Annotated in this window: 12 protein-coding genes and 2 tRNA genes; 8 read left to right on the forward strand and 6 right to left on the reverse strand. The window is 57.4% G+C overall.

The genetic code is table 11. The features are described 5' to 3' along the window. Nucleotides 1–33: 33 nt before the first annotated feature. On the forward strand, nucleotides 34–1,335 hold the full coding sequence (locus tag E3E37_RS00490) for a hypothetical protein (RefSeq protein ID WP_167714390.1): 1,302 nt from the start codon (nucleotides 34–36) through the stop codon (nucleotides 1,333–1,335). Between the two features lie 41 nt (nucleotides 1,336–1,376). Further along, complete coding sequence (gene mtnP, locus E3E37_RS00495) at nucleotides 1,377–2,180, forward strand: S-methyl-5'-thioadenosine phosphorylase (RefSeq protein ID WP_167714391.1); 804 nt, start codon at nucleotides 1,377–1,379, stop codon at nucleotides 2,178–2,180. A 145-nt stretch (nucleotides 2,181–2,325) separates the two neighbouring features. Here mtnP and E3E37_RS00500 read toward each other — a convergent pair. Continuing rightward, nucleotides 2,326–2,403 (reverse strand) — tRNA-Gly (locus tag E3E37_RS00500). A 104-nt stretch (nucleotides 2,404–2,507) separates the two neighbouring features. Here E3E37_RS00500 and E3E37_RS00505 point away from each other — a divergent pair. After that, nucleotides 2,508–2,585, forward strand: a tRNA-Arg gene (locus E3E37_RS00505). 461 nt (nucleotides 2,586–3,046) lie between these two features. On the opposite strand, the gene udp is transcribed toward E3E37_RS00505, so the two are convergent. After that, a complete protein-coding gene (gene udp, locus E3E37_RS00510) occupies nucleotides 3,047–3,883 on the reverse strand; it encodes a uridine phosphorylase (protein WP_167715186.1) in 837 nt (278 codons plus the stop codon). 70 nt (nucleotides 3,884–3,953) lie between these two features. On the opposite strand from udp, the gene E3E37_RS00515 reads away from it, so the two are divergent. Genes E3E37_RS00515 through E3E37_RS00535 form a run of 5 tightly spaced genes read left to right on the forward strand, consistent with a single transcriptional unit; the run spans nucleotide 3,954 to nucleotide 8,567 of the window. Next, nucleotides 3,954–5,018, forward strand: a complete 1,065-nt coding sequence (locus E3E37_RS00515) for a pyridoxal-phosphate dependent enzyme (RefSeq protein ID WP_167714392.1) — start codon at nucleotides 3,954–3,956, stop codon at nucleotides 5,016–5,018. A gap of 33 nt (nucleotides 5,019–5,051) precedes the next feature. After that, nucleotides 5,052–5,933, forward strand: coding sequence for an MEMO1 family protein (locus E3E37_RS00520; protein WP_167714393.1), 882 nt, complete (start codon nucleotides 5,052–5,054; stop codon nucleotides 5,931–5,933). A 50-nt stretch (nucleotides 5,934–5,983) separates the two neighbouring features. Next, entirely contained in the window at nucleotides 5,984–6,988 is a 1,005-nt protein-coding gene (locus E3E37_RS00525) for a mevalonate kinase (protein ID WP_088864118.1), read from the forward strand. Further along, complete coding sequence (locus E3E37_RS00530) at nucleotides 6,985–7,773, forward strand: isopentenyl phosphate kinase (protein WP_167714394.1); 789 nt, start codon at nucleotides 6,985–6,987, stop codon at nucleotides 7,771–7,773. Before E3E37_RS00525 ends, E3E37_RS00530 begins: the two co-directional genes overlap by 4 nt. 59 nt (nucleotides 7,774–7,832) lie before the next feature. Next, a complete protein-coding gene (locus tag E3E37_RS00535) occupies nucleotides 7,833–8,567 on the forward strand; it encodes a hypothetical protein (protein WP_167714395.1) in 735 nt (244 codons plus the stop codon). Here the strand turns inward: E3E37_RS00535 and E3E37_RS00540 are convergent, their stop codons facing one another. Genes E3E37_RS00540 through E3E37_RS00555 form a run of 4 tightly spaced genes read right to left on the reverse strand, consistent with a single transcriptional unit; the run spans nucleotide 8,568 to nucleotide 12,689 of the window. Further along, nucleotides 8,568–9,752 (reverse strand): NAD(P)/FAD-dependent oxidoreductase, encoded by a 1,185-nt coding sequence (locus E3E37_RS00540; protein ID WP_167714396.1) that lies wholly within the window; start codon nucleotides 9,750–9,752, stop codon nucleotides 8,568–8,570. It abuts the gene before it with no gap. 4 nt (nucleotides 9,753–9,756) lie between these two features. After that, nucleotides 9,757–10,197: a 4Fe-4S dicluster domain-containing protein gene (locus tag E3E37_RS00545; RefSeq protein WP_167715188.1), complete on the reverse strand. Its 441-nt coding sequence runs from the start codon at nucleotides 10,195–10,197 to the stop codon at nucleotides 9,757–9,759. Next, the gene (locus E3E37_RS00550; RefSeq protein ID WP_167715190.1) at nucleotides 10,197–10,754 is read right to left on the reverse strand and encodes a 4Fe-4S dicluster domain-containing protein; all 558 of its coding nucleotides are present in this window, start codon (nucleotides 10,752–10,754) and stop codon (nucleotides 10,197–10,199) included. Before E3E37_RS00550 ends, E3E37_RS00545 begins: the two co-directional genes overlap by 1 nt. Further along, a complete protein-coding gene (locus tag E3E37_RS00555; protein ID WP_167714397.1) occupies nucleotides 10,755–12,689 on the reverse strand; it encodes an aldehyde ferredoxin oxidoreductase family protein in 1,935 nt (644 codons plus the stop codon). Nucleotides 12,690–12,726: the final 37 nt, after the last annotated feature.

Consider the following 12,726-nt stretch of genomic DNA (forward strand, 5'->3'; position numbering starts at 1 on the left):
ACCCTCATATCGTAAATTTTCCCGGTGGAAATAATGCCTGTGGACGTTTATCGCGAGGCCCTTCGGCTGGCTTCTGATATACGGGACAAGTACCTCAGAGCGGTCACCTACGCTAAAATTGGCTATTATATGTACCGCGCCAAAAAGCCGGAGTATAAAACCGCCTTCAAATATGCGTTCAACGCGGCCGCCTCCATCGAAAACCCCGTTCTTCTTGTCAAGGCGCTTGTGGAGATAGGGACGTACCTCAGGCGTGCCGACTCAAAAACCGCCCAGAAGGTTTTCCATCAGGCTTACGAATCCATACTAACCTTTCCCGAGCCCCTGAAGGACGACCTCCTGGAGGAGCTGGTTATACGCCTCCTTGAACTGGACATGCCCGACGATGCGCTCTTCTACGCCACCGATGTTGAGGACTCCGTAAAGCGCAACGACCTGTTTCTGAAGATACTCAGGGTCTATCTCAAGAAGGGAAACATGCGCAGGGCGAGGCTCATTATAGAGCAGATAGACGACGAGCCCTGGCACTCCATAGCGGCGATAGAGGCGATAAAGGAGCATCTTAAGAGGGAGGAGTTCGGGAGCGCCATCCGGGTTCTCTCTGAGCTCAAGAGCGAGTACTGGCTTGGAGAGGCCATGAAGGAGGTTGCAGTCTACCTGAAGAACTCCGACGTTCCAACGGCGACCTACGAAAAGTTCGTGGACATCGCACTTGGAATGTCATCCGACACGGGATTCGACGTCCTTAGGTCTCTCCTCATAGGCCTTGGAAATCAGGGGGAGCTGGACTTCGTTATGGACATTCTGAGCAGGGTTTATCCCGACGAAAGGCTCTCGATAATTGAGGGCATCGTCAAGACATCGGTGGACAAGGAAGACGTTCTCTTCGACCTGATAAATCACCTCGAAGGAGAGGAGTTCGAGAGAATAGCGGGTTTCATAATGGACCAGCTGCTCTCAAAGCCCGCCCATGAGAAGTACCGTCGCCTCGTTAAAACCATCGGCGAGCATACGAAGGAGGACTCCGTGAGGGTAAAGGTGGCAACCTATCTGGCCAAGCTTGGTGATTTTGAGGATGCCCTCAAGTTTGCCCAGCTCGTCCGCGGCCACTACCTCCGCTCTCTGGCCTTCGGAAGCATAGCCGTCGCGAAGCTCAAAGCCGGGGACATTGACGGGGCCATAGACGCGGCTTTGGAGGTCAAAGACCCCAAGTGGGGCTCGTGGCTCCTCAGTGAGATTCTGACCAAAATACTGGAACTCCACGCCGAGGGTGAGGTTAGCGAGGACATAGAAGAGAAGGCCAAGCATCAGCGGATTCTCTGGGAGAAGGGCTAACGTTTTAAGCTTCCCTTCGTTTCTTCTCTTCAGGTGATACCATGCCAAGGATAGCGATTATTGGAGGTTCCGGAGTCTACGATCCAAAGCTCCTGGAGAACGTCAGGGAGGAGTTCGTAAGCACTCCCTACGGGAAGGTCAGGGTGAAGATAGGGGAGTACGGCGGGGAGGAGATAGCGTTCCTTCCGAGGCATGGGGAAGGCCACAGCGTCCCCCCGCACAGGATAAACTACCGCGCCAACATCTGGGCCCTTCACGAGCTTGGTGTTGAGAGGATTCTCTCAACGTCCGCCGTTGGTTCCCTCAACGAGGCAATGAAGCCCGGCGACTTCGTAATCCTCGACCAGCTCATGGACTTCACGAAAACCAGGCACTACACCTTCTACGACGGCGAGGAGAGCCCCCACGACAGAAAGTTCGTCGCCCACGTTGACTTCACCGACCCGTACTGTCCGGAGCTCAGAAAGGCTCTCATAACGGCGGCGAGGGAGCTGGGATTTGAATACCACCCAACCGGCACCTACGCCTGCATGGAAGGGCCGCGCTTTGAGACGAGGGCCGAAATCAGGGCGCTCAAGATACTTGGCGCCGACGTCGTTGGCATGACCCAGTGCCCCGAGGCGATTCTCGCGAGGGAGCTTGAGATGTGCTACGCCAGCGTTGCGATAGTCACGAACTTTGCGGCCGGAATAAGCAGGGAAAAGCTCACACACAAGGAGGTCGTTGAGCTGATGGCCCAGAAGAGCGAGGAGATAAAGTACCTCCTGATGAAGTCCATCCGGTACATTCCGAAGGAGAGGCGCTGTGGGTGTAAGGACGCCCTGAAGGGTGCGACCGGGGACTGAGATTTCCCGCTCTTCTCATTTTGACTGCTCAATAACTTTCGGGCGCAGAGACCTGATGATTTTCCGAACATGGCCCGGTTGAGCCAGAGGGCCTTCCAATGCACCCTGGAAAGGGACTCTCATCAACACTTTGAGAAACGAGTTGTGGTGCGGTGGCCGGGATTTGAACCCGGGCCAGCGGCGTGGCAGGCCGCTGTCCTAGACCAGGCTAGACTACCACCGCAGTTCAGGCCCGTAGAATACTCACCTGTGCCCGATTTATAAATCTTTCGGTGAGCTGAGACGGTTAAATTTATAAAGCGTTGCCGAGAAGGGTTAGCGGGCAGTGCCCCGGTGGCCTAGTCTGGATAGGGCGCGAGGCTGCGGACCTCGAGGTCCGGGGTTCGAATCCCCGCCGGGGCGCCATAGAAACTTTTGTTTGGCAAAAGTTTCATCAAAGCTGGTAGCTCCTTCTCAAAAGTTAAATTCTGCGTGATTTTCTCTTTGAATGGCCAATTGAACTTGAGAACATTTCAAATTGTCCTTTGAATACAGTTTAACTTTAAAATCGACGCCCTTCGGGCGTCAGGGGGAGAGTAAACCCTTTATCGGGGCTTACCTAACGTGTTCTCTTCTGGAAGATGGGCGTTTAATTGGTAAAATCATCCCCTGCTGGGCCTTTCGACGGAGAGCTACTAACTTTTGGTGAAGCCCTTTCCTAAGCGTCCTCCGCAATCGCTGGCGGAAGATTAGGTGTATTCTAATCGTTGCTCGTTTTTTGGGTGGGTTTATCGGGTGTGGCTTTCTCGTTCCACAGAGCGCCCAAGGGACGCCAATAAGAGAAAAGAAATCTTCGCAAGACATTTCGGGGATAAAAAAACCAGCTGTCAAACCCTTCTCAGCCCCGGGAACCAGACCTTCTTTCCGGCCTTTTCCTTCTCCTCGTCCCACTCCGCGAGTATCTTCACTGCCTCGCTCGCGACCATCGCTGCCTCCTTCTCCCCGGCCTTTCCGAACTCGTTGGTTATCCTGTTGGCGAAGACGGCGCAGACACAGCCGGCCCTCAATCCGTAGATGCTTGCAAGGGTATAGAGCGTCGCCGCCTCCATCTCGAAGTTGGTAACGTTGGCCTGCCGCAGGTCGTCCATTATGTGCTTTGCAAAGCTCGGGAAGTAGCCCTTCAAACCTGGCCTCCCCTGTCCGAGGTAGAAGCTGTCGGTTGAGGCCGTTATGCCGATGTGATAGCGAACGCCCAGCGTTTCAGCGGCCTCAATCAGCGCCAAAGTAACCTCCAGGTCTGCAACTGCCGGGTACTCGACGCGGACGTACTGCTTCGAAGTCCCCTCAAGCCTCACCGCTGCCCTGGCTATGATGAGGTCCCCTATCTCCATCCCGGGCTGGATTGCACCGGTTGAACCCACCCTTATGAAGGTGTCGGCCCCAATCGCCGCCAACTCTTCTATTGCTATCGCCGTCGAGGGGCCGCCTATGCCCGTTGATGTGACGCTTATTGGAACTCCCTTGTATTTTCCAGTGTGCGTCCTGTACTCGCGGTGGAAGGCTATTTCCCTGGCCTCGTCCCAGAGGGAGCTTATCTTTGGAACCCTCTCCGGGTCTCCGGGCAGGAGGACGTACCTCGAAACGTCACCTGGCTTGCAGGCTATGTGGTACTGATAACCCTCCTTTGTCTGGGGCCTGTCTGCCGAAACGAACTTCTCTCCCATGGCAACCACCTTTTTATTCACCTGTGCCATAGATATCAACGCACGTCCTAAAAACCCTTGGGTGGTTCCCGTGCTGGTGTGCTCCAAATGTGGAGGAGAGTATCCCGAAAGATTCAGACTGCGCTGCGACTGTGGAGGCACGTTGATGGTCATGCGTGAAACCCCTGGCAGTCTAAGCGATGCCCTCACCGAATACCTCGACATGAGGAGGTACCTGGGGCTTCTCCCGCTTTCCAGCGGGTATCCCGAGCCCGTCCCCTCGATAACGCCGGTCTCGGAGCTCGATGTTGAGGGAACCACCGCCATCTTCAAGCTCGAATACCTCCAGCCGAGTGGCTCATTTAAGGACAGGGGAACGTGGGTGACGGTGGCGAAGCTGGTTGAGGAAGGCATCACCGAGGTTGTCCTGGACAGCTCCGGCAACGCCGCTCTTAGCCTCGCCGTTTTTGCGAGAAGAGCGGGGATAACTGCCCATCTCTTTGTGCCGGCTCGTGCAAGTCCCGGGAAGCTTTCCCTCCTCGGGAGGCTCGGTGCGGTGCTCCACGTCATTGAGGGTGACAGGATGGCAGTGCACGAGAGGGCGGTGGAGTTCGCGGAGCGGAGCGGTCTGACCTACATCTCCCACTGGCTCAATCCGTACTTCATTGAGGGTACGAAGACGGTTGCCTTCGAGGCTTACGAGCAGTTAGGCGTCCCCGACTACGTTCTCGCGCCGACTGGAAGCGGCACTCTCTTCCTCGGCCTCTGGAAGGGGTTCAGCGAGCTAAGGAGTATGGGTGAGATCGATAGGCTCCCAAAGCTGATAGCCGTCCAGGCTTCGGGCTACGAGAGTCTCTGCGGCCGCTCCTTCCTCAGGAGTTGCCTGGCGGAGGGAATAGCGATATCCGAGCCCCCTCGGCTGGAGGAGATGCGAAGGGCTCTCGCCGAAACAGGGGGGAGTTGCGTAAGCGTTGGTGACCCCGAGATAGAAAGGGCTCTGAAATGGCTCTGGGAGAGGGGCTTCATGGTGGAGCCAACCTCCGCAACGGTTCTCGCGGCCCTGTGGAAGCTGATGGAGTCGGATGGGATTGAGAGGGGGTCAAAGCTGTTACTGCCGCTCACCGGCTCGGGACTGAAGACGGTTGAAGGTATTTAAGGTTTGAATCCAAAAATGGCTGGAGGTGAGAGGATGGACGGCGTAAGGTATCCAGCCGTTGCGGGGAGCTTCTATCCCTCCGGAAGGGCTCTCATCGAGATGCTGGAGGAGTTCTTCAGCGACCTCGGCGAGGAAGGGAACGAAAGGAGGATAACCGCCGGAGTTGCACCCCACGCGGGCTACGTGTTTTCGGGCTACACCGCATCGAGAACATACAAGGCCATCTTTGAGGACGGCCTTCCCGAGACCTTTGTTATTCTGGGACCCAACCACACCGGATTAGGCTCGCCGATAGCGGTCTATCCGGCCGGAAAATGGCGCACACCGCTCGGTGACGTCGAAGTTGATGCGGGGATGGCGAAGGCCATAGCGAAGCTCTCGGGGATAGCTGACTTGGACGAGCTTGCCCACAGGTACGAGCACTCGATAGAGGTTCAGCTCCCCTTTATACAGTACCTCGCGAAAAGGGCCGGCAGGGCGGTGAAGATAGTGCCGATAGCCCTCGGCATCCAGGACGAGGAAACCTCCGAAGACCTCGGAAAGGCAGTATTCGAGGCGAGCAGGGAGCTCGGCAGGGACGTGGTGGTGATAGCGAGCACGGACTTCATGCACTACGGCCCAATGTACGGCTACATGCCCTTCAGGGCGAGGGCCGACGAGCTTCCGCATAGAATAAAGGAGTGGGACTTCAGAGTGATCAGGAGGATACTCGACTTCGACGTCAGGGGTATGTTCAGAGAGCTAAGGGAGATGAACCACACCATGTGCGGGCCTGGAGGAGTCGGAACCGCCATCGTTTACTCCCGCCTTGCCGGAGCGCTTGAGGCCGAGCTCCTCCATTACACGACGAGCTACGAGGTCAGCAGGAGCACCGAGGCGGTCGTGGGCTACGCGAGCATCGTGATGAGGAGGTGAGACCAAAAGCCACATAAACTTTCACTCCTCTTACCTGGGGAGGGTGAAAAATGAGGGTTTTAGCTTCCGCTCCTGCCAAGATTATCCTCTTTGGAGAGCACAGCGTGGTCTACGGAAAGCCGGCGATAGCCGCTGCAATAGACCTCAGGACCTACGTCCGGGCTGAGTTCAACGATAGGGGCACGATAAAGATAGAAGCCAAGGACATACGCGTTCCTGGCCTGACGGTTTCATTCTCCGAGGACGAGATATATTTCGAGAGCGATTACGGCAGAGCCGCTGAGGTTCTCAGCTATGTCCGCCAGGCGATAGAACTGGTGAGGGAAGAGGCCGGTGCGAACGGAAAAGGAATTACGGTCTCGATAACCTCTCAGATTCCCGTCGGTGCGGGCCTCGGTTCATCGGCGGCGGTGGCAGTTGCAACTATCGGTGCCGTCTCAAGGCTCCTCGGCCTTGAACTGAGCAACGAGGAAATTGGAAGGCTCGGCCACAGGGTTGAGCTCCTCGTCCAGGGTGCCTCAAGCGGAATAGACCCGACGGTTTCTGCCATAGGCGGATTCATCCACTACGAGAGGGGGAAGTTCGAGCACCTGCCCTTCATGGAGCTGCCCATCGTTGTCGGCTACACTGGTTCGAGCGGCTCAACAAAGGAGCTCGTCGCGATGGTCAGGAGGAGCTACGAGGAGATGCCCGACGTTATCGAGCCGGTACTCGTTGCGATGGGCAAGATAGTCGAGAAAGCAAGGGATGTCATTCTCTCGGAACTGGACGACGATGTCCGCTTCTCCCAGCTCGGGCGGCTCATGAACATCAACCACGGCCTGCTCGATGCCCTGGGCGTTTCAACCAAGAAACTCAGCGAGCTTGTCTACGCCGCGAGGGTTGCCGGGGCGATAGGGGCGAAGATAACCGGCGCAGGCGGCGGTGGCTGTATGTATGCCCTGGCCCCGGAGAACCAGAGCGAAGTGGCAACGGCCATAACGATAGCCGGCGGAACACCTATGATAACGAGGATAAGCAGGGAAGGGCTTCGCATAGAGGAGGTTCTGCCATGATAATCGTCAAGGTTGGGGGAAGCGTCTTCAGCGACAAGAAGGGCAAACCTGAGAACTTTGACAGCGCGACCGTCAGGAGCATAGCGAGGGAGATATCCAAGTTTTACCCACGTGAAAGCTTCATCGTTGTGCACGGTGGAGGGAGCTTCGGGCATCCGGAGGCGAAGAAGTACGGCATAAGGGAGGGCCTTCCCGAGGACTGGAAGACCGCCAACTTCAGGAGGATAGGCTTCACCGAGACCCACCAGGCCATGCTCCGGGCGAACGCGAGGTTCATTGAGGAGTTCGTCAGGGAGAACCTGCCGGCCTTCTCAGTCTCGACCTCCTCGGTCTTCATCACCGAGAACGGCGAGGTTGCCTACGGAGACCTTGAGGTGGTGGAAAGGCTTCTGGAGCTTAGGTTCATCCCCGTTCTCTTCGGAGACGTCTCGGTAGACCTCGCGAAGGGCATCGACATACTCTCCGGCGATCAAATCATCACATACCTCGCCAAGATGCTCGAACCTGAAAAGGTTGTCTTCCTGATGGACGTGGACGGTGTCTACGACGGGAAACCCGGCGAGGGATCGCTGGTTCAGAGCCTCGCCAGGGATGAGATAGACTCCCTCCTCGAAAGGCTCCGCTGCACAGCCTCCGGGACCGACGTCACCGGCGGAATCTGCAACAAGCTGGAGGAAGCGAAGAAGATAGCCGAGCACTCGGAGGTCTGGTTCGTCAACGGCAAAGTTCCTGGAAGGCTGAGCGGGGCGATAAGGGGTGACGGCTTCGGGACGAGGATAGTCTGATAACGCTTCCCAGGCGTAAACTTTTTATTTTCAGAAGGTTATCCCATTCGGGGTCTCGGATGGGAAGGAAAACGCTGGCCATCGTTATAGTGCTCGTGGTTTTTGGATGGACTTTCCTGAGTGTTAAGAGTGCCGTCCAGCACGGTCTCCTGAGCGGCTGGACCTCTGGCCCCGAGCAACTGAAGGTTCGGCAGGCCGTTCTCGACACCTCCGACGGAACGGTGCTCGTGGTTGAGTGGAACCTGACCGAGAAGCCGCTGGAAAAGCTGGTGGACGGCCGGGATGCAGTTTTCCTGTTCTACCCCGTGATGGTTTACCTGCCCGACGAGGGTCACGCCCTCACCCAGGGGATTCCGAGGGTGAACCTCACCGTCTACCCATCGGAGAGGAGGGTGAACCAGAACGGGATTGACTACACCTACTGGTACTACGACACCCCTGGATTCGCCTTGCCTAAAGTTGGCATGGTGCGGGCGGTTTATCCGCTCCCCCAAAACGTTACGGGCGGCAGGATTGAGCTCCTCCTCGATGCCCTCAACGACTCCCGCTGCTCGGTCGTCCCGGTCGTCTTCGCCTACTTCCACGGGACCGGCGGCGATGAGATTGAGCCGGACCACCTCGACCTCCGGTTACCGCTCCGCCTCGGCCCCGATTTCCCGCTCTTTGGCAACAGCACGCTGGAGGTGCTCCTCGACTTCAACGCCTCCCACTGGGTCGAGATGCACCTCGGCGAGCGCGGCGGCTGGGTCAGGGTCGAGACCTTCAACGTCACGCTCCCCTGCCAAGGTGGCTGATTATCCCCAATCCTCCTTTATCCTGATGTAAGCCTCTGCAGAGCCTATCGAGTGGAAGTGACCAATCTGGACCCTCTGCCATCCGAGGATCCTGTCTTTTTCGTCCGTTAGGATCGCCTCCGTCCAGCCCTGCCCCTCTGAAATCTCTATATTTGAGCGGAAGCCGAAGCGCTCCGCTTCCCATGGAGTAAGCCCTATGGAATAGACCTCAGCTTTTCCAATCCTCTCGTAGACCGCGGGGATTATCCCGCTGTCCTGTGCAGTCCTTCCAGCGATGTCCGCTGCTATCAGCCTCGCGTAATGCCCGGCGACGAAGCCCAGGGGGCGGTAAACAGCCCTTCCGGTTATGAAGTCCCAGCTCATTGCGCAGTCCCCAAGGGCATACACGTCCGGAATCGCAGTCCTCCCTGCCCTGTCAATCCATATCGGCTTTCCATCGTCCCTCAAAAGCGAGGAATTGGGCCTCACCCCCGCGGCGAGGACGACCGCGTCTATTTCCAGCTCCCTACCGTCCGCCAGCTCAATCCCATTTACTTTCCCGTTTCCCAGGACTTCCTTCACGATGGAGCCAGTGAGAACATGGATTCCCTCCTTCTCCAGGTGTTCCTCAAGGAGTTCCGAGGGTCTTCTGGCCAGAATGTTGGGCAGAACTCTCTTCTTGGCTTCCACCACGGTGACAGTGTGTCCCCTCTCCACCAGTGCCATTGCTGCCGTCAGCCCAACGAGTCCCGCCCCTATGACCGCTATCTTCCTCTCAGGGGGAAGGGTGGCGAGAAATTCAACATCCCTGAGGCCGTGGAATCCAATGACGCCCTTTTTCTCGATTCCCCTTATCGGCGGCACGAAGGGCCTTCCTCCCGTTGCCATAACCAGCAGGCCGTACCCAATCCTGAGGTTCCCTTTTTCGGTCCGCACACCCACCAGCTTTTCTTCCGTCCGCAGTTCAACCGCCTCGCCCCTCACGACCTCTATGCCCGCTTCCTGAAGGGAGTTCACGGCCCCTGGCATGGCATCATCCTGGGAGAGACCTTGGGAGAGCATCTCCGCAAGGCGGTGTCTAGTGTAGGGGGGCCATTCTTTCGCCACGATTGTTATTCTGCTGACTTCAACTCCGTTTTCGACGAGGTTGAAGGCTGTGTAGAGCCCTCCAATCCCGCCGCCGATTATCGTGATTTTCTCCTCCATGCTCTCACCGCAGGCCCTTTAGTTCAAGAAGCTCGGCCACCGAAGGCTTTCCCTTCATCAGACTCTTTTTCTCCACCCTTTCGTAGATGAGGGCGCCCTCACGGCAGGCCTCGGCACACTTCGGGCTTCCGGAGCAGAGGTCGCATTTTGCCATCGTGCCGCTGGGCCTGAGGAAGACCGCGCCGAAGGGGCACACCGCGATGCAGGCCTTGCAGGACGTGCAGAGGGCCGGGTTTAGAACCACGGCACCATCTCCCGAAACACCGAGCGCCCCGAAGTCGCAGACTTCCACGCAGGGTGCCGGGTTGCAGTGCCTGCAGACTACTACGTTCCATTCTCCCGAGGGGAGGGGAATCACCCTTATCCCGTCCTCGATCGGGCACGCCTCGACGCAGTCCATGCAGCCGGTGCACCTCTCTGCCAGGACGTGGAGGAGGTATCCCATCAGACGTCCAGCTCCCCACTCTTCTCAACGAGCTCCATCAGGTATTCAACGGCCTCTTCAGCTTTCTTCCTTGGATGTTCTGACGTCTCCTTTCCCCCGTAGAGTCCGTAAGCCACCCCCGCCGCCTTGGCCTTCTTCAGCTCCCGCGAGGCTTTCTTTTCTTCCATGTAGATTATGGCATCGTGAGGACAAACCGCCACGCACTCGGGCTCTCCCTCACAGAGGTCGCACTTTATCGGCTTTGCCTCAATCTCAAAGCTTATCGCCCCGAATGGGCAGGCGTAGGCGCACTCCCTGCAGCCTATGCAGCGGTCGTAGTCTATAACGTAGGCCCCCCTCGTGTCCCGGCTTATCGCGTCCATGGGACAGACACGCTCGCAGGCGGCGTCGCGGCACTGGAGGCAGTAGACCTGAACGGAGGTCTGGATTTCTGGCTTGGTCAGAATCGTTATCCTCGACAGCGAGAGGTCGAAGACGCCGTGGTGCTTGAATGAGCAGGCGAGCTCGCATAGGTGGCAGCCGGTGCAGTTCTCGTAGATGACCGCCAGGACAAACATTCAGGCCACCTCCCTCACAGGCCCGTCCCACTCGGGGAATTCCTTCCCCTCTATCCGGTTGGCGATGTGGCCGATGCCCAGTCTCTCAAGGGTGTCTCTCTTTGGATAGGCCGTTTTCACGTCACAGCCGCGCCTTTCCAGGTACTCGTCAACCAGCTTCCAGTGTCGCTTTACCTGGGCCTTTGCCTTCTCTGTTACGGCGAACTCCGGCGGGAACTTCACGTCGTAGTGCTTCTTCTTGATTCCCTGCCTGACGTTGAACGCCATCTCCGTCAGGTATATCCTGTCGGCCGCGTCAATGACGTCCTTCTCCGTGAACTCCATTCCGGTGAAGGCGCTCAGCAGAATTGCCGTCCCCCTGAATACGGGATACTTCCAGACGAGCGGAACCGCCTGGAGCCAGGTGTTTATCGAGCCCTTGCACCTTCCGAGGGAGTCCGCCAGGGTGCAGGCCCTCTCACCGTAGATGAGCGCTCCAACCGGGTCCTTCCGGTAGTCGGGTAACCCTGCATCGAGCATTCTGCGGACTGCGTCGGGGTCCATCAGCTTGTCGTTCTCCCAGTAGGCCCACGAGCGGCCCCTCAGGTGATCGGCTCCCCTCGTCGAGGTCGCGTGGGAGAGTGTGAAGATTCCATTGATGAAATCAACCTCGTACCAGCCCCTGTTCACTCCCTTGACGTCGTAGCAATAGGCTAAAGCCTCCCCTCCGTAGAGCTTTGCGAAGTTGCGGTAACCTTCCGCCAGTTTGTCCCCGAAGCCCTCTCTGTACGCGGTCATCTCGATGAGTTCAATCTGTCCCTCCGCGTCGCCCCACTCCAGTGAAATCCCCTCCACTTCCTCCTCACTCAGGATTCCTTTCTCATGGAGGAGCCTCGCGAGGGCTATCGTGTCTCCGAGGGTCATCACGTCCATACCGTACTCGTCCGCCATGTGCTCCATCCTCAGAACTGCCTCGGTGTCGGTTATGCAGTTGTTGCTTCCGAGGGCGTATATGGACTCAAACTCGCTCGCAGTACCGTATTCACCCGTGCTCGGCAGGTAGTAAACGTCCTTACACGCGAGCGGACAGGAGAAGCATTGAGTCCTTCCCACCTCGTACTCCGCCAGATCCTGAGGTCTAAGCCCAACAGGCAGTTCCTCGGCACTGAGCGGAACTTGGAAGTACTTCCAGCTCGGGTACCACTGTATCAGCCCGTAATGAGTCCCGATGACGGAGTAGATTCTCTTTACGAACTCGTTCCGATTGAAGTAGTCTATGTCCTCCCGGGCCATCTCGTAGAACCTTTCAGGGTCGGCCGGCTCAACCTCCCCCGTTCCGATAACCGCTATTGCCTTGAGGTTCTTCGAGCCCCACACAGCGCCGCTTCCCCTGGCCCCTGAGTGGTACTTGTCCACCATCGTCGTGGCAAAGCGCACGAGGTTCTCCCCCGCCGGGCCGATCCCGGCAACGCTGACCTCATCACCGTGCTCGTCCCTCAGCCAGTCAACGGTCTCGCCTGTGGTCAGGCCCCAGAGTTCCCCCGCGTCCCTTATTTCGACGTTATCGTCTTCGATGAAGATGTACTTCGGTTTTTTGGCCCTTCCGGTTAGAACGATCTGCTCATAACCGGCAAATTTCAGCATCGCGGAGAACTCACCGCCGGCGTTACCGTCCCCAAGAATCCCGGAGAGCGGCGAAAGGGTGCTTATGTGAAGCCTGCTGGTCATCGGAAGTGCAGTTCCAGCGAAGGTTCCGTTGCCCAGTGCAAGGACGTTCTCAGGACTCAGTGGGTCTATTCTTCCTGGCACCATATCTAGGAGGGCCTTTGAGTTGAAGCCCCTACCCCCGAGGTAGGCCTTTACATCCTCCGGCGAAACTTCCCGTTTAACGACCTTCTCACGCGTCAGGTCGATGATTAGAACGTTCCCGGCATTCTGCCCAGGTGATGTTGACATTTTTTCATTCCTCCGTTGAATGGCTCGTAATATATCA

The organism is Thermococcus sp. ES12, assembly GCF_012027515.1.
Lineage (GTDB): Archaea > Methanobacteriota_B > Thermococci > Thermococcales > Thermococcaceae > Thermococcus > Thermococcus barossii.